The sequence below is a fragment of the Pseudoalteromonas sp. TB51 genome, assembly GCF_000498055.1.
GTDB lineage: Bacteria > Pseudomonadota > Gammaproteobacteria > Enterobacterales > Alteromonadaceae > Pseudoalteromonas > Pseudoalteromonas atlantica.
In genome coordinates, this window is record NZ_AUTO01000349.1 from 42,705 (window position 1) to 60,385 (window position 17,681).

Here is a 17,681-nt window from a genome sequence, read left to right on the forward strand (position 1 = left end):
TGTAGCCGTTTAATTAAATCGTAAGTACCGTCAAACGTACCTGTTATTACCAGTGTAATACCGCCCGTGAAACGGTAGTTGTTTAAATCTACATTGCCATTTTCGTCGGTTATAAAGCGAAAATAGCCAAAGAGAATACATATACAACCTAGTTTATTAAGTTCATCTTTAACCTCGGTTTAAATAATAAAAAACGCAGCTACTGTGAGGTAAGCTGCGTTTTAAACGTCCTGTAAGGCTTTTAAATTACTTTCTAGGCTCGTAGTCTATTCTAAATACAACAGTATAAAGCACAGGCACTACAATAAGCGTAAGTATGGTTGCAAAACCTAAACCAAACATAATAGTTACCGCCATTGACTGGAAGAACACGTCAAACAACAGCGGGATCATACCTAAAATGGTGGTAATANATAGCCGCCATGGCTACAGGGCGTACACGGCTGACGCCAGATTCAAACACAGCTTGATAAGGCGATTTACCATCGCGAAGCTCAAGATTTATCTGATCGACCAACACAATGCCGTTTTTAATCAGCATCCCGCTTAAACTTAGTAATCCAAGTAGTGCCATAAAGCTAAATGGCGCATTCATTATTAACATGCCCGCACTCACACCAATAATGGCAAGTGGCACTGTAGCCCAAATAACTAAAGGCTGTTTAAGTGAATTGAACAGCAGTACGGTTACCGCAAACATCGCTAAATAACCCAGCGGTAATGAACCAAATATAGCGGCTTNACTCATACTCGCCGCCCCATTCTAATTTATAGCCACGCGGTAGCTCTATTGCCTCTACGGGTCCGCGCACGCGTGCAAATAACTTAGCGGCAGTTTCATCGCCTAATACGTTGTGATCGGCCATTACCGTTATTGTGCGCTTTCGGTCGCGGCGCATAATTAGGCTATCTTCCCATTCAACCACAAATTCGTCAACCACTTGTGTTACTGGCACAAATACACCCAGTACTGGGCTGTATATTTGTAAATCGTGAACGCTTTCTACATTTAGGCGCTCATTTGCCGGCGAGCGAGCAATAATTGGCAGTAGTTGTGTACCATCTCGGTATACACCCACTTGCTTGCCTGAAAGGCTAGTAAGCAGTACATCATCAAGGTCTGACTTACTAATACCTAAGCGGCGCGCTTTTTGTTCGTTAAATTGTGGGCGAATCATTTTAGTACGTGCGCGCCAATCATCACGAATATTATAAGCGCCGTCGTCTTGTGCGATAACTTCTTCAGCCTGGGCGGCTAATCGTCTAAGTATTACCGGATCGGGGCCTGTAAAGCGTGCTTCAATTTTAGCATCGGTTGAGGGGCCAATTTCCATGGGCTTAATTTTAAGCTCAGCTGAAAGCGGTGTATTTTGCGAGTATTCACGCACTTTTTGCATTACTACAGCCACCGCCTCGCGGTTTTTTACTCTAATAATGAGCTGCCCGTATGACGAGTACGACTTTTGCGGTGCATAAGTAAGCATAAAGCGTGGAGCACCTTGGCCTGTAGTACTGGTTATTTCTTCAACTAGCTCTTCTTTTTGAAGGTAGTTTTCAAGCTTTTTAATTCCCTCTAGCGTTGCTCTTATGTCGGAGCCTTGTTGCTGCCAGTAATCTACATAAAACATAGGGGTGTTAGAGGCTGGGAAAAACGATTGTTTAACCGCACCAAAACCAACCACAGCCGAGCAAAGGAGCACGACCATAAGCACAAGCGTGGTTTTACGATAATGCATAGACACATCTAAAAGTGCTTTATAGCCGGTAAAAATAAAGCCTTGGTATGGGTCGTCATTTTCCTCTTCGCCCTCAGCATTTTTAGCTTTTTTAAATTCATCTTGTTTAAACATTAAATTTGCAAAAAATGGCGTAAGCGTAATGGCGGTGATCCAGCTTAGTAAAAGCGATATAAACAAGACCCAAAATAAGCTACCCGCAAATTCACCGGTCGCATCAGAGCTTAGGCCAATAGGGGCAAACGCAGTAATACCAATAACTGTAGCGCCTAGTAGCGGCCATTTAGTTTGTTCTACAATATTAACTGCAGCTTTTAACTTAGTTTGGCCACGCTTTAAATTTATTAATATGCCTTCGGTTACTACTATGGCGTTATCTACCAGCATACCAAGGGCAATAATAAGCGCACCCAGAGAAATACGTTGCAAGTCTATGGCGAACAACTTCATAAATATAAAGGTGCCTAAAACGGTGAGTAATAAAATACCGCCAATTAAAATACCACTTTTTAAGCCCATAAATATAAGCAGTACCACGATTACAATGGCAATCGCCTCTACTAGGCTGACAATAAAGCCATCTACCGATTTTTCTACTTCTTTAGGTTGGTTATACACCGATTCTACATGAATGCCATGTGGGCGCTGGTACTCAAGCTCTGCTAAGTGCTCGTCAATACGTTTACCTACATCTACTACGTTCACGCTATTCATAAACGAGACGCCAATTAAAAGCGCTTGTTCTGAGTTGTAGCGAATAACATTGCTGGGTACTTCTGCGTATTCTCTAAATACTTTGGCTACATCACCTAAGTAAATAAGCTCGCTAGCACCGGGTTTAGATATAAGTAGGGTTTCGAGCTCTTTAACATCTTTAAATTCGCCGGTTGGGTGAAAGCGTATAGACTCATCGCCCACTCTAATTTTACCTGCGTTAGAGACTGTATTTTGCGATTGCAGTAAACCAAAAATATGGCTTGGGGCAATACCGAGCTGCGCTAATTTACGGGTAGACACTTCAACCATTACTTGAGGCTGTTGCTCACCAGCAATGGTTACTTTACTCACACCTTTAACCAGTACGAGTTCACGCTTTAAGTAATCGGTGTAATCTTTAAGTTCATCATAAGAGTAGCCATCGCCGGTAACCGCATACATAACGCCGTATACATCACCAAAGTCATCTAAAATGGTGCTTGGGTAAACGCCACTCGGGAGTGAAGGCGCTAAGTCGTTAATTTTACGGCGCATTTCATCCCAAATTTGGCGCAGCTGCTCTTTTCGGTAGGTGCTTTTCATTTCTACCGATATTTGCGACTTACCATTTGATGAAATAGAGGTCACATAATCTACGTAGGGGAGTTGCTGAATCGCATTTTCGATAGGAAAGGTGACTTCTTCCTCGACTTGTTGTGGCGATGCGCCCGGATACATAGTAATAACCATGGCGGTTTTAAGCGTAAACTCTGGGTCTTCTAGTTGGCCTAAATCAAAGTACGACACACTCCCGCCAATTAACAGCAGTAGTGCAAACATCCAGCTAATTACTTTTTTCTCTATGGAGAGTTGCGCAAAGCTCATAATTATAAGCCTCGCTCTTTATTCCATGGACGTACTTTCATGCCTTCATCTAATGAGTGTACGCCAGCGGAGACGACAATTTGGCCTTCTTTAATACCGCTTAGGACTTCAATACCGTCGCGGTGTACTTGGCCCACTTTAACGGCTTGTTTATTAACAACACCGGTTTCTGGGTTATATATCCACACATAGGCGTTATCTGACACGCTTTCTTTAGCTTCAGAAAAAACCGACTCAACCGGCAAAATAGTGTAAGCCACTTGCGAGCTGGTTACTTTTGATAAATCGATAAATACACGCCCTGTCATCCCTGCAAGTAGGTTAAAGTCTTTAGGCACTGGTAGCGAAAAAACAACTTTGTAGGTAAGCGTAGTAGGATCAGCCTGCGTATCCCACTCTTTTAAATCAAGGGTGTACTCTTTATTATCATAACCGTCAAACACAACGGTAGGGTGGTAGTCGCTGCCTTTTTTAATACGCGCTATTATTTTTTCAGGAACTTGGATTTCTACATCCATTAAATCGCGGGTCTCTAGGCGTAAAATGTTTTGCTTGGCTTGAATGTTTTCAAAGTTTTTAACAAATACTTTGGCTACAGTCCCTGCAAATGGGGCGCGCAGCTCGCTGTATTCTAGGTTGGTTTCGGCAATTTTAAAGGCAGACTCTGCCACTTGCATATTGGCCAATGCTTCATCGTACTCTGATTGACTCGCGATTCTTTTTTCAAGTAATTGTTCAATGCGGCTAAGTTGTGATTTAGCAAGCTCATAACGGGCTTTTCTATCATCGTACTGTAACTGAAAGTCTTCTGGGTCAAGCTTTGCTAAAAGTTGTCCTTTTTCAACTTCTTCACCTGCTAATACCGGAAACTCTACCAGTTCACCATTGACTCTAAATGCTAAGTACGAGCCTTGGTTAGCAACCACTTCAGCAGGAAAACTGCGCACATTTGTTTGCGAATCATGTCCTATATTGAATAACTTTACAGGCCTAATGGGCTCTTCTTTTACTTGCTTTTCTGGCTCTGAACAGGCCATTAAGGTAAGTAAAGTCGTAGTAAGTATACATAGACGAAAGAGTTTCATGTCTTCTCCGTGGCAATGATGGGCAAAATAATTAAGTGCAGGATACGCCGCAACCATATAAAATAAAATTCATTAAATTTTAGAAACATAATAAGTTTTATTTATGATCATGTTGAGCGCAGTATGAAGCTGAATCAATTACAAATTTTAGATGCCATTGTACAAAGTGCAAGTTTAAGTGGCGCGGCGCTTAAATTACATAAAACTCAACCTGCGCTTACATTAGCAATTAAAAACCTAGAGGCAAAAATTGGCTTTGAACTACTTGATAGAAGTAAGTACCGATTACAGTTAACTGAAAAAGGGCGTGTTTTTCATCGTGAAGCACAACAATTATTGCATGCAAATGATGAGCTAGCGCAGCTTGCTAAAGAGCTTGCACTGGGTAACGAGCCACAATATCGAATTTGCTACGAGCAAATTTGTCAAAAAGACAGTTATAACGAGATCATAAGTAATACTTTTAGACTATTTAAGCGTACAGAGTTTAATTTAACCAGTGGCAAACGCTTTGTCTCTTTAGAGCAAGTAAATAGTGGGCAAGTGGAGTTAGGCATAGGCCCCTGGTTTGACTTATTTCATGCAACAGGGCACTTAGAAAGCCTACCAATTGGTAAATTAAACATTGGAATTATTGCTTCTACTAATGCGTTTCCTAAGTACATGACCTTTAACGAGCTACAAAATTACCCGTGTTTGGCTATGTTTGAAAGTGACTTAAGCATAGACAGTGACAAGCTTTCTTACTCAAAAGGTTCTGCCTTAATGAAGATTGACGATGTAACCAATTTAAAGTCGTTTTTGCTTGCTGGTGCCGGCTGGGCAATGATGAACATAGATTATTGTGCCCCTGAAATAGAAGCAGGGCTGTTGCAGCAAATACAGATAAACGACAGAGAAGATGAGTTTGGTATAGAAGTACGTGCATTTAGGCGTGATGCAATACACCATGGCCCTGTTGCGCGCTCTATTTGGGAGCAATTTAAAGTACTCAGTGAGGCGTACGTTAATGACCGCTGATATTGATAAAGAAACCCTCATTTACACCATTATTGCAAATATACCTGCAGGTTTTGTAGCAAGTTACGGGCAAGTAGCAACGCTTGCCGGTTATCCGCAAAATTCACGCTTGGTAGGACGCCTTTTAAAGCAAATGCCAGATGATTCTGTTATACCGTGGCACAGAGTAGTAAACAGCCAAGGTAAAATATCATTTCCTGTAGGCAGTGATAAATACCAAGAGCAGCGCCAAAAGCTATTATTAGAAGGGGTTAGCTTTAAAAACGACAAAGTAAATATGCGCGAGTATAGATGGCAGTAGTGAAGGTATTATCTTAAAAGAGCTTTAAAGGCTGCTTTATTACAAGTGTGCGGCTTACTTTTTTGTTTTTAGCTAGCGTAAATCTACAAAAAATAGGGTTATTCAGCTTCTAGTTTTACCTTTAACACAACCTCCTTATCTAGATTTGTGAATGAAAAACTTACAATGATAAGCGATATATTTTCTATTTTTTACACAATAAAAATATATACGGCAAAGTAAAAAACACCTCCACACCTACCTATAGCTAGAATGGCATTAAATCAATTTAACGTCGAGATTTGGCATAACACTTGAACTACTTATTACTTGTAAATAGATATTGAGCATACCAAATGTTGGCTCACGGGCGCGTTTAAAAATGGTATCTCATTTACATTAAGGTAAAAACGTAAGTAATCCTCAAGCCATCTTAAAAGTGAATGATAATTTATTTGAAAAATATGGTTTTTCACATCGCTTGTGATGAATGAAGAAGCTGATGAAGTGTAAATGTTTAGTTTTAAGCATGAGGGTTATTAAAACCAAATATTAAGGACTAACAAACTATGACTGACCCAACTTTATTGATTTTAATGTATTTTGTGATCCCTGTTTGGCTTGCTGCTGGTATTGCTGATTGGTTTTGTCATCGACGTAGTAATATTTCTACAACCAGCGGTGCTAAAGAGTCATTTATTCATTTATTAATGTTTGCCGAAGTGGGCATCCCGTTAATCCTCGTTTTAATTTTTGAAGTTAATAGTTTGATTATTGCCATTTGTATTGTGTTGTTTTTTCTGCATGAACTTACAGCAATGTGGGATGTAACTTATGCGGTAAGTAAGCGAAGGGTAGGGCCGGTAGAGCAGCATATACACAGTTTTTTAGAAATGATACCCCTGTTAGCTTTGGTATTAATTATTGCGCGCCATTGGGAGCAATTTACCGCTTTATTTACACCTGGCGGCTTTCCTCCTGACTTTACGCTTCAATTAAAAGACTCTCCTTTACCAATAACTTACTTGGCAACGGTGCTATTTATAGCACTTGCGCTAGAATTTACGCCTTATTTAGAAGAGTTCATTCGCGGTATACGTGCTAAAAAAAATAACACTTAATCGGCTTGGGTTATTTAAGCAGTTAATTTATGCGTGTCTAAATAGGCACGCTCTTGCTCACACTGAGCTAAATAGTGCTGCGTGAGCACAGGTTTTAGTACCAAGCTAAGATGCTGTCTAATGTATTGTTAACCAGAGCCTCACCAATACTTAGTGGGGCTTATTTAGGTATGATTAAAAAAGGCTAGGTAATAATAGCGGCGTAAATACGCCGCTATTATTTTATAAAATCAATAAGCTGAGATTAACTAATATGAGTGAGCCAGTATGATTAAGGTAGATGCTGCCCACCTGTAACACCCATTATTTCAGCGGTAATGTAACTTGACTCTTGCGATGCTAAGTAGACATAGGTGGGTGCTAGCTCAGCAGGCTGGCCTGGTCTACCTATTGGCACGTTATCACCAAATTCAGGCAATTTTTTAGCCGGTTGGCCACCACTTTGTTGAAGCGGGGTCCAAATTGGCCCAGGAGCAACCCCATTAACCCGAATGCCTTTATCAATCACCATTTTTGCTAAACTTTTAGTAAAGCTTGTAATTGCGCCCTTAGTCGATGCGTAATCAAGAAGCCCAGCAGAGGGTTGATAGCATTGGATAGAGGTTGTATTAATAATACTAGCGCCCGGTGGCATATGTTTTACCGCCGCTTTTGTTATCCAAAACATAGCAAATACATTTGTTGCATATGTTTGGCAAAATTGCTCGGTAGATAAATCGTCTAACTCGGCAACAAACTGTTGTTTACCCGCATTATTCACTAATATGTCGATTGAGCCTAAGTTTTCAACGCTTTGAGCCACAAGGTCGTTACAAAAACTCTCATCAGAGATATCGCCTGCAATTCCCCATGCTTTGTTACCGCTGGCTTTTAATATATCGAGTGTTTCTTTCGCATCAGCTTCTTCGCTGGCTAAGTAATTAATAACCACATCGGCACCTTCTCTGGCAAATGCAATGGCAACCGCTCTGCCAATGCCCGAGTCGCCCCCGGTGATCAACGCCTTGCGACCCTTTAATCTGTCGCTACCTACATAGGTATCTTCGCCGTGATCTGCTTTAGGTTTTAAAATTTCATCTAGGCCTGGGTCTGGTTGATCACTGTCTTTTTCGGTTCGTGCCATTTGGTATTGGCTTCTAGGGTCTTGCATCGTAAATTGGTTAGTTGGCATATCAACGTCTCCTTTAACGTAAAGTTTAAGTTGGATTAACTGCATGTAATCACAAAGAGCCTAATGGCATATAACGCAGCAATGCGTGTTACCTATGTCTTTGCTTGGGGGAATAGACGTAAAAGTGAGTGTGGTTGTAAAATATTGAGTATAAGTAGCAACTTACGAATGTAGCACTTAACTCAATTGTAGAGTCAGCTTGAAATGCGCCCACTTTGTATCTCCTTTAACGTATTTGCTTGGCCAAGGTTTTACTGACCATTTATATTGAAGGAGCAATAGGTATGCCATAGCGCTACATTCAAAATATGAAGCTATGTCACTTATTTTAATGCATTTATTTTTAAACTAGGAAAAGAGTAAGTGAATAAAATGGGTAAAAAATGGATAAGAGTACCGAAAATGTTACACGCTGTTTATCGAGCTAGTTAATTATGCGAGTAAGGTAAAGTGATAGGCTTATAGACAAAGCCGTAAATAACAGCGTTTTTAATTAAGGCTTAGGTGATAACGCCTAAGCTACAACGCGCTTTTATCGCGCTTTTATATAGAAGGGTAGCCAAATTATTGCGGTTTATGTACGTAGCGTAAAATTACTAATTACATGCATTAATACACGTAATTAGTAATTGAAATGTAGTGGCACACACACCCAGCTATTACAAAGAGGTGCCAAATTGCGTGGCTAAATTGAGTGCTTTTAGCGCTATAAAATAATGTACCTAAGCTATAAAAAATGCCACCGGCCAGTAACCAGTACAGTGCTTTTACATCAATATTTAAATAAAGTGGGTATACAATCGCAAGGGCAAACCAGCCCATAAGTAAGTAGGTAGCCAGCGAGACTTTTTTATTACTATTTTTAACCAGCACTTTATAAGCAACGCCACCAAGCGCGACTGCCCAAATAAAGCTCAGTGTCCCCCAAGACCACCATCCATTAAGAGATAGCAACAAAAATGGGGTGTACGTACCCGCTATTAATACGTAAATAGCGCAGTGATCGCACTTTTTATAAAAAGCGCGTAATTTTGGCTGTACACTGGCGTGATAAAGTGTGGATGATAAAAACAATACAAATAAACTAGCCCCATATACAGCGGTGCTAATATAAGCTTTTACGCTGGTGGCTTGTTTAAATAAATCCCACATTACAAACACAGCAAAAAATATTCCCAGTGCATGGCTTAATACATTGAGTTTTTCTTCTTTGCGAGAATAGGGTGCCTCTATAGTCATACTAGTCCTACCACTTATTAATTAAACTTGAGTGTACAGGTGTACGCTCAATGTTTCAATGTCAGCATTGTTACTGTAAATTAGTCACCGTACTTTTATTGATTTTAAAGGGAATTAATCGGGTATAGTGTGGTCGTATAGTCTCAATTAATTAAGGCACGTTTATCATGAAAAAAGAGCTCAAAGCCGTTTTACTTACTGCCATTGTGTATCCTGGGGCAGGGCATTTTTCGCTTAAAAAGCATTTAATAGGCTGTATTTTTGCAGGTGTATTCACGCTACTTTTGTTTATGACATTAGGTGATATTTTGGCTATAGCGCAATGTAGCGCAAATGAAATTTTAGCAGGTGAAATTCCGATGACGGCTTCAGGCATTTTACAAGCCGCCCGTAATCCATCAGGTGAATGTGCACAGCTAGGGGAATATAAATATCTTCCTTTAATGGTGGTCATTTGGTTACTAAGTATGGTTGATGCTTATCGGTTAGGTAAAAAAGTTAAACCCGATACGCAAAATAAAAAGTAATGGTAGTCGTTGTTTTAAACTGCAAATAGTGAGCTGAAAAAATTTACTAATAGTTAGTCAAAAAATTAAAAAGGTTAGCTAAATTAACCAAGCCTGAATGCTGCGTTGCTGTATGGTTTTTAATATAATCTTTATATATCAATGATTTAATTTTTATTTTTCTGTTGGCACAACCCTTGATTATGTTATTGCGTCTAAACAATATACACAACAAGGAATACCATTATGAAACATTCAATTAAAATCGCTATGGCAAGTTTATTAGTATTAGGTTCTTCGCAAGTACATGCGAGTGAAGTGGACCTAGATGTAACTGATATTATAACGCAAAACGTAACAAGCTATATTAATCAAGCAACGGCAGAACTTGAACAATCAATTTCGCAGAGCCTTAGTTTTGATGCCCAGGCAGTACTTGAGCAATTTGTAAATCAAGCGCAAGAACAAGCTGACGTTACCACGCAGTCTACAATGCCGGTAACTACGCAAGTTAAAGCTAAATAAGTGTAAAAGGATAAGACGATGAGTAACGAATTAGGATTATTTGCACTTATGTTGGCGCCTGTTGTAAGCATGATTAGTGTTTACTATATGGTTCAAGTAATAAAAAGTATGGGAAGTTGGATCAACTTTTAATTTATAGGTAAATAATTCGATTTGAGTAAGCTGATCGACTTAGTAAAAGCGCACGTAAATAAAGGCAGTGTAATTTAAAGAAGTAGACTTTATGAAACGTGCGATTTTCCCATTACCAATATTTGTGTTACCAGAAGGCTATACGCGTTTGCGTATATTTGAGCCTAGGTATTTAAACATGGTAAAAACCGCACTACAAAATAATGTCGGTTTTGTACTGTGCACCTACCAGCACGACACGCCATTTAATATTAGCGCTCAGGGCTGTTTGGTCGATATTATCGACTTTGATCAAGACCCTAGCAATATGCTACTTATTGATGTGTACGCAGCTAAAAGCGTGCAAATAAATGACGTATACCAAGATGAAAGTGAATTGCGCCATGGCTTATTAAGCGATTGCAATACGCCGTATTGGTACAATGACTCCCACAGTGAAATTTCGGCTGATAATCAACGTTTGTCTGATTCTTTGCAGGACATATTTTTAAACAATAAAGAGCTTTCTAGTTTATATAGGCAAACCAAGTTTGATAATTTAGCCTGGGTAGCTGCGCGCTGGCTTGAACTATTACCTATATCTATCGATAAAAAACAGCAACTTGCGTTCGAAAGTAACTTTGCTAACTTACTAAACTTCCTCCATACTGTGATTAACAATGAATTTGCCTAAAATAATGTGATCTGCGTTTAATTGCTTGGCGTATAGATATATACAAAAGCATACACGGGATTAATTATTATGGTAAGTCAACAACCCTCACCACGTTGTGAACCTAATACAGGTAAATATACTGCCATGCCAGAAACGCCAAGTGCAGAGCTTATGCAAGCTCTGCTTGATGTAGCTACTTCGCGAGACAAAAGAGCGTTTGCTTACTTATTTGAATACTTTTCGCCAAAAATTAAACGCTTTGGAATTAAGCAATTTGGCTCTGAGGCACAAGCAATGGAGCTTGTACAAGAAACACTAACCTCAGTGTGGCGAAAAGCGCATTTGTATCACAGCGATAAAGGGGCTGCGACGACTTGGGTATATACCGTAATGCGTAATGCCTCATTTGATATGCTTCGTAAAATGAAAAGTAATAAAGAAGAAAATATAAGCGAAGATATTTGGCCACTTATTAACGAATCTCAAGATACAACACTTGAATTTAGCGACCACTTGGAAGATCAACAAATTAAACGTTACCTAGACAAACTACCAACCGCACAGCGAGAGGTAGTCAGAGGCGTTTATTTCCAAGATATGTCGCAAGAGCAACTTGCTCAACAATTAAATATTCCTGTAGGCACGGTAAAATCACGATTGCGTTTAGCCTTGCAAAAATTACGTAATGAAATGGGAGATCAGCATGATTAAACATCACCCTAGTGAATCTTTACTAGCACAATATTGTTCAGCGCAGTTACCTGCATCGTTAAGCGTTGCGGTATCTATACACGTTGATATGTGCCCAGTTTGCCAAGCAAAAGTGGCAAAACTTGAAGCCGCTAATGCAAAGGATGTATTTAGCGAGCCGCCACACGCCCCTGATACATTAAATTTAAGTAATGATTTACAAGCGCCAGATTTTGACGCTGACCTGCTAGATTTGATAACCGCCGATGCTAGCATTGATGAAGTTTACGAAGTTGAGCCGGTAACCGTACAAGTTAATGAGCATAACTACGAATTACCACGCGCCTTAACACGTATTTCGCATGGGCGTTTTACGCAAGTGGGTAAGCTTGCTCGCTCTCGCGTTGCTATTGATGATGGCCCATTGCGCTCAAGCCTTTTACATATTGGCGCAGGGGGCGAAATCCCCGAGCATACTCATACTGGCTTTGAAGTAACCTTGCTACTTGATGGTGAGTTTAGTGATGAAGAGGGCAGTTACGTGCCAGGAGACTTTATTTGGCAAGATGGCTCTCATCAGCACACTCCACTTACAAAAGATGGCTGTTTATGCTTTACAGTAGTCAGTAGTGCGCTACATTTTAATAAAGGGCTCAGTAAGTTACTTAATCCTATAGGTAACTTGATTTATTAAGAGAATTTATGCAAACAGACACAATAAAAATAGGTATTAGCGCCTGCTTAGCAGGCGAAAAAGTACGTTTTGATACAGGCCATAAAAAGTCTAACTTTTGTATGGATGAGCTTGGAAAACATGTAGAGTACACGCGTTTTTGCCCAGAGGTAGCCGTAGGGTTACCTATTCCTAGGCCAACCATACGCCAAGTACGCGTAGGCGATACAATAAAAGTTTGTCGCCCAGATGGCACTGGCGATGTTGGGCCTAAGTTAACTGAATACGGTAAAAAAGTAGCCACAGAACAAGCTAAAAACCTAAGTGGTTTTGTTTTTTGTGCGAAAAGCCCAAGCTGCGGTATGGAAAGAATTAAAATTTATAACGAAGCGGGCACCGGCAACACATCTGAAGGCGTTGGTTTTTTTGCTGAGCAAATAATGAAGCACAATCCATTACTGCCATGTGAAGAAAACGGCCGCTTAAACGACATGCATTTACGCGAAAACTTTGTAATGCGCGTGTACGCCTATAAACAGTGGCAGTTATTAGCTTCTGAGCCGCTCACAGTGCATAAGCTTACCCAGTTTCATTCGCAATATAAGTACTTATTAATGGCTCATAATTATCAAGCTTACCGCGACTTAGGTAATTTACTTGGTACTTATAAAGGTGATGATATTAACGCTTTAGCAGATGAGTACATTCTTGGGTTAATGAACGGCCTTAAAAAGCCTGCATCACGCAGGAATAACTGCAACACGTTAATGCACTTGCAGGGCTACTTTAAAAAAGACTTATCTAAGGTTGAAAAGCAAGAGCTACGCGATGCCATCGATGAATACCGTAAAGGTTTAGTGCCTTTGTACGTACCGCTTACTTTGCTAAAACATCATCTAAAAGTACACCCTAATGAATACCTAGAAAAGCAGGTGTTTTTTAATCCTTACCCTAATGAACTAAAATTACGTTACGGCATATAATGAATACACTTTTTTGGTTTAGGCGCGATTTGCGCTTTTTTTCTAACGAAGCGCTTATTGAAGCGCTAAATAATGGCGCTAAACAGGCCATTTTTTTTATCTGCGAAAAGCAATGGCAACAACACAACGCCGCTCCCATTCAAATAGATTTACTAAAAAGACGCCTCAATTATATACGCGAGCAGCTAGCACAGTACGCAATAGAGCTGCATATTTTTGACGCTCCTTACTTTGACGATTGTGAAAGTGCGCTTTTATCATTTTGCGATAAACATCAAGTAGAACATGTAATTGCTAATAAAGAGTATGAGTTAAATGAAGTAAATCGTGATGCGCAAATACTTGCAAAGTGTGATGATAAAAATATTACGTTTACCCTCTATGAGGGAGATGTAATAGCGCCTGTAGGCAGTGTTAAAAACCAAAGTAACGAAATGTACAAAGTGTTTACGCCATTTAAAAAACAGTGGCTTAAACAACACCAAGATACTCACTTTAGCTTATTACCGTGGCCTTTAAAAAAACAGCCGATAAATAACAACGCACAGGCAATTAAAAGTGATGGCAGCTCAGAAAAATGGCCAGTTGATGATGAAAGCTTAGCAACCATTGTTGATAATTTTATTTGCGACAAATTAAGTAGCTACGACGATCAGCGTGATATACCCAACATTAAAGGCACATCGGGTTTAAGCCCTTATCTAGCTCTGGGTATTATAAGCCCTAAGCAGTTACTGGTTAATATTCAAAACCGCTACCCAGATATTTTAACAACATCTAAAAGTAAAACTTTTACTTGGGTAAACGAGCTTATTTGGCGCGAATTTTATCGTCATTTAATTGCGCAATTTCCTAAGCTTTCTCGTGGTTATAACTTTAACGAAAAGTACAATGGCGTTAAATGGCGTAAAAACGAGGCTGAGTTTAAAGCCTGGTGCGAGGGAAAAACAGGTTACCCACTCGTTGATGCAGCGATGAGACAGTTAGTTCAAACCGGCTGGATGCATAACCGTTTAAGAATGGTGGTCGCCAGCTTTTTGACCAAACATTTATTAATTGATTGGCGTGAAGGCGAGCAGTTTTTTATGCAGCACCTTATTGATGGCGATTTAGCCTCTAATAATGGCGGTTGGCAGTGGGCTGCAAGCACTGGCTGTGACGCGCAGCCTTATTTTCGCGTATTTAATCCTATCACTCAAAGTGAGCGCTTTGATCCTAATGGTAAATTTATACGTAAATATTTACCAGAGCTTGAAAAAGTGCCAGATAAACATATTCATTTTCCTCATGCTTATTTAGCGTCAATAGGGGCTGATAAGCAATGTTACTGGCCGTCAATCGTAGATCATAAAGCAGCTCGCGAGCGTGCAATAGCTGCATTTAAGGGGTGATATGGAAACAGCATTACCGGTAGCAAAATTTGTAGAAATATATCAACAACTCGATAAATCAAACCTGCATTCGCTTAATGATATTTACAGCGAGCAAATTAAATTTAAAGACCCAATGCACGAAATACACGGGCTAAGCGAGCTTACCCGATATTTTTCTAATCTATATAGTAATGTTAAGCATTGTCAGTTTGATATTAGTGACACCTACGAGCGTGATGATAAAGCATTTTTGTATTGGACTATGCATTACGCCCACCCAAAACTGGCTTCTGGCAAAACTATATCTGTAGAAGGGCACAGCAAGCTGGTATTTAAAGAGGGTAAAATTATTAGCCACCGCGACTATTTTAATGTAGCTGAAATGCTATACAAGCATATTCCTATTTTGGGTGGCGTTATAAATTACATAGATAAACGAGCAGGGTAGCGATGAATATTTTAATTACAGGTGCAACCTCAGGTATTGGCGAGCAGCTAGCAATAAAGTACGCACAGCAAGGCAATACGGTAATTGCTTGCGGTAGAAATCTTGAAAAGTTAGCTGAGCTTGAAAAACACACCAACATTAAAGCGTGTCAGTTTGATGCCACAGACCTTAAAGACATAAAGCAAGCAACCCTGGGGTTTAGTGCTTTTGATAAGGTTATTCTTAACGCTGGTAACTGTGAGTATGTAGATGATGCCCGTAACTTTGACAGCGCTTTGTTTGAGCGAGTTATTTCAGTAAACCTGCTGGCAATGGGCTACTGCCTAGAGGCACTATTACCAAAAATTAGTGCTGGCGGACAACTTGTACTTGTTAGCTCAAGCGTTACGTATTTACCTCTGCCACGTTCTGAGGCTTATGGCGCATCTAAAGCCGGAGTAAGCTATTTAGCGAAAAGCTTAGCAATCGACTTAAACGATGTTGATGTTACGTTGGTGCACCCTGGTTTTGTTAAAACCCCCCTTACTGATAAAAACGATTTCCCAATGCCTATGGCTGTTACTGCAACAGAGGCCGCCGATTATATGATTAAGGGGATCAATAAACGCCGTAAAGAAGTTCATTTTCCTTATCGGTTTACGCTTATTTTAAAAGCATTACGTATTTTACCGTTACCACTTTGGTTACGTTTAGCAAAAGGATTAGCCCGTTGAAAAAAATAGCAATAATAGGTTCTGGCGTATCGGGTTTAACCTGTGCTCATTTACTGCATAAGCATTACGATATTACCATATTTGAAAAAAACGATTACATTGGTGGTCATACCGCGACAGTAGAGATATCGGATGCTGGGGTTAAACGCGCAATAGACACGGGCTTTATAGTATTTAATGACCGCACTTACCCGTACTTTGAAAAACTACTCGCGCGCATTGGCGTAGACAGACAAGAAACACAAATGAGCTTTAGTGTTCATAATCAAGCAAGTGGTTTTGAATACAACGGACACACCTTTACCAGCTTATTTGCTCAAAAAAGAAATATATTTAGGCCTAAGTTTTGGCGCTTATTAAGCGATATAGTTAAGTTTAATAAACTATGTAAAGCAATGCACAGCGAGCAAAACTACCCTAAAGATCAAACGCTGGGTCAGTTATTAGATACGCACGGCTTTAATGACTTTTTTAAATACCATTACATTTTACCTATGGGGGCGGCAATTTGGTCAACCAGCATCAAAGAGATGCAAAATGTAGGGGTTGAGTTTTTTGTAAACTTTTTTTACAACCATGGCTTACTTGATGTTACAAACAGGCCGCAGTGGTATGTAATCCCTGGTGGGTCTAAGCAATACATTAAGCCGCTTATTAAAGGTTTTGCAGAGCGGATAAAACTAAATACCGACATTGAGACGGTTACGCGTGTAGATAATAAAGTAATTATTACTCTTGAAAATGGCGAACAAGCTGAATTTGATAAAGTGGTATTTGCGTGTCACTCAGATCAAGCCCTTGCATTACTTGGTGATGCTACTGAGCAAGAACACGCTGTATTAGGTGCAATCCCTTATACCGAAAACTCGGTAGTATTGCATACAGATACTAGTTTACTGCCAGATAGAAAAGCTGCCTGGGCTAGCTGGAATTACTTACTAAACGAAAACACCGACAAAGCAGCGGTTGTTACATACCAAATGAATATACTGCAAGGTATTGACTCAGATACACAATTTTGTGTAACCCTTAATCACTTAGAAGGGATTAACAAAGCAAATATATTACGTGAGTTTACTTATCATCACCCTGTTTTTAACGAAGCATCCATTGCCGCACAAAAACTCAAGCACACTGTTGATGGCCAAAATAATAGCTATTTTTGTGGTGCTTATTGGTATAACGGTTTTCATGAAGATGGTGTTCGCAGTGGGGTAGATGTGGCTAAGCAATTAGGTGTTGAATTTGAATAGCGCTGTATACTTAGGCGATGTAAGGCACAGGCGCTTTGCGGTAAAAAACCATCAGTTTAAATACCCGCTTTATATGATGTGGGTAGATTTAAAAAATCCGTTATTGCTTAATAACATTCACCCTATGCTAGGTACTTTTGGGTTTAAAGCACTGCGTTTTAATCAATCCGATTATTTAAACACACAGTCAAACTCAGAGCCATTAAGTATTATTGAACGTGCACAGTGCCAAATAGAAAAACTAGGTGTTAAAGAAACGTTTTCGCATATTTATATGCTTGGCCAGCTTAGGTGTATGGGCATTTATTTTAGCCCTGTAAATTTTTACTTTTACGGTAATAGCACCGATAACTTTAAATATATGGTTGCTGAGGTAAGCAATACGCCGTGGAATGAGCGCCATTATTATTTGGTGCCCTTACAAAAAAAAGTGAACTTTAAGAAGGCTTTCTCCGTATCACCCTTTATGAATTTAGATATGGACTACCATTGGCAGG

General features: G+C 39.8%; 17 protein-coding genes and 1 pseudogene. 14 read left to right on the forward strand and 4 right to left on the reverse strand.

The window, feature by feature from the left end:
* Positions 1–246 precede the first annotated feature (246 nt).
* A pseudogene (locus L650_RS0122520) lies at positions 247–3,317 on the reverse strand (efflux RND transporter permease subunit).
* Between the two features lie 2 nt (positions 3,318–3,319).
* Positions 3,320–4,402, reverse strand: a complete 1,083-nt coding sequence (locus L650_RS0122525; protein WP_024031767.1) for an efflux RND transporter periplasmic adaptor subunit — start codon at positions 4,400–4,402, stop codon at positions 3,320–3,322.
* 123 nt (positions 4,403–4,525) lie between these two features.
* Between L650_RS0122525 and L650_RS0122530 the strand changes: the two genes are divergently transcribed.
* From L650_RS0122530 to L650_RS0122540, 3 genes are all read left to right on the forward strand, one after another.
* Positions 4,526–5,422 carry a LysR family transcriptional regulator gene (locus L650_RS0122530; RefSeq protein ID WP_024031766.1) on the forward strand — a complete coding sequence of 299 codons (897 nt, stop codon included), beginning with the start codon at positions 4,526–4,528 and terminating at the stop codon, positions 5,420–5,422.
* On the forward strand, positions 5,412–5,723 hold the full coding sequence (locus tag L650_RS0122535; protein ID WP_029774484.1) for an MGMT family protein: 312 nt from the start codon (positions 5,412–5,414) through the stop codon (positions 5,721–5,723). Before L650_RS0122530 ends, L650_RS0122535 begins: the two co-directional genes overlap by 11 nt.
* Positions 5,724–6,271: 548 nt before the next feature.
* A complete protein-coding gene (locus tag L650_RS0122540) occupies positions 6,272–6,823 on the forward strand; it encodes a hypothetical protein (RefSeq protein WP_029774485.1) in 552 nt (183 codons plus the stop codon).
* A 271-nt stretch (positions 6,824–7,094) separates the two neighbouring features.
* On the opposite strand, the gene L650_RS0122550 is transcribed toward L650_RS0122540, so the two are convergent.
* A complete protein-coding gene (locus tag L650_RS0122550; RefSeq protein WP_029774486.1) occupies positions 7,095–7,994 on the reverse strand; it encodes an SDR family oxidoreductase in 900 nt (299 codons plus the stop codon).
* Between the two features lie 609 nt (positions 7,995–8,603).
* The gene (trhA, locus tag L650_RS0122555; protein WP_029774487.1) at positions 8,604–9,233 is read right to left on the reverse strand and encodes a PAQR family membrane homeostasis protein TrhA; all 630 of its coding nucleotides are present in this window, start codon (positions 9,231–9,233) and stop codon (positions 8,604–8,606) included.
* Positions 9,234–9,400: 167 nt separating this feature from the next.
* Between trhA and L650_RS0122560 the strand changes: the two genes are divergently transcribed.
* The 11 genes from L650_RS0122560 to L650_RS0122615 all read left to right on the forward strand — a co-directional run.
* Positions 9,401–9,760, forward strand: a complete 360-nt coding sequence (locus L650_RS0122560; RefSeq protein WP_029774488.1) for a hypothetical protein — start codon at positions 9,401–9,403, stop codon at positions 9,758–9,760.
* Between the two features lie 225 nt (positions 9,761–9,985).
* Positions 9,986–10,264, forward strand: a complete 279-nt coding sequence (locus L650_RS0122565; RefSeq protein ID WP_024031759.1) for a hypothetical protein — start codon at positions 9,986–9,988, stop codon at positions 10,262–10,264.
* A gap of 223 nt (positions 10,265–10,487) precedes the next feature.
* Entirely contained in the window at positions 10,488–11,069 is a 582-nt protein-coding gene (locus L650_RS0122575) for an LON peptidase substrate-binding domain-containing protein (protein WP_004586417.1), read from the forward strand.
* A gap of 69 nt (positions 11,070–11,138) precedes the next feature.
* A complete protein-coding gene (locus L650_RS0122580) occupies positions 11,139–11,762 on the forward strand; it encodes a sigma-70 family RNA polymerase sigma factor (protein ID WP_004586416.1) in 624 nt (207 codons plus the stop codon).
* Positions 11,755–12,435: a ChrR family anti-sigma-E factor gene (locus tag L650_RS0122585; RefSeq protein ID WP_029774489.1), complete on the forward strand. Its 681-nt coding sequence runs from the start codon at positions 11,755–11,757 to the stop codon at positions 12,433–12,435. The genes L650_RS0122580 and L650_RS0122585 overlap by 8 nt, the downstream gene beginning before the upstream one ends.
* A gap of 8 nt (positions 12,436–12,443) precedes the next feature.
* Positions 12,444–13,397, forward strand: coding sequence for a YbgA family protein (locus tag L650_RS0122590; protein WP_029774490.1), 954 nt, complete (start codon positions 12,444–12,446; stop codon positions 13,395–13,397).
* Positions 13,397–14,788, forward strand: coding sequence for a deoxyribodipyrimidine photo-lyase (gene phrB, locus L650_RS0122595; protein WP_029774491.1), 1,392 nt, complete (start codon positions 13,397–13,399; stop codon positions 14,786–14,788). Before L650_RS0122590 ends, phrB begins: the two co-directional genes overlap by 1 nt.
* Position 14,789: 1 nt before the next feature.
* Positions 14,790–15,218, forward strand: coding sequence for a nuclear transport factor 2 family protein (locus L650_RS0122600; RefSeq protein WP_029774492.1), 429 nt, complete (start codon positions 14,790–14,792; stop codon positions 15,216–15,218).
* Positions 15,219–15,220: 2 nt separating this feature from the next.
* Positions 15,221–15,931, forward strand: coding sequence for an SDR family NAD(P)-dependent oxidoreductase (locus L650_RS0122605; RefSeq protein ID WP_004586411.1), 711 nt, complete (start codon positions 15,221–15,223; stop codon positions 15,929–15,931).
* The gene (locus L650_RS0122610) at positions 15,928–17,184 is read left to right on the forward strand and encodes an NAD(P)/FAD-dependent oxidoreductase (RefSeq protein ID WP_029774493.1); all 1,257 of its coding nucleotides are present in this window, start codon (positions 15,928–15,930) and stop codon (positions 17,182–17,184) included. Before L650_RS0122605 ends, L650_RS0122610 begins: the two co-directional genes overlap by 4 nt.
* On the forward strand, positions 17,177–17,681 hold a 505-nt coding region (locus L650_RS0122615; RefSeq protein WP_029774494.1), incomplete at its 3' end, for a DUF1365 family protein. The genes L650_RS0122610 and L650_RS0122615, both read left to right, overlap by 8 nt.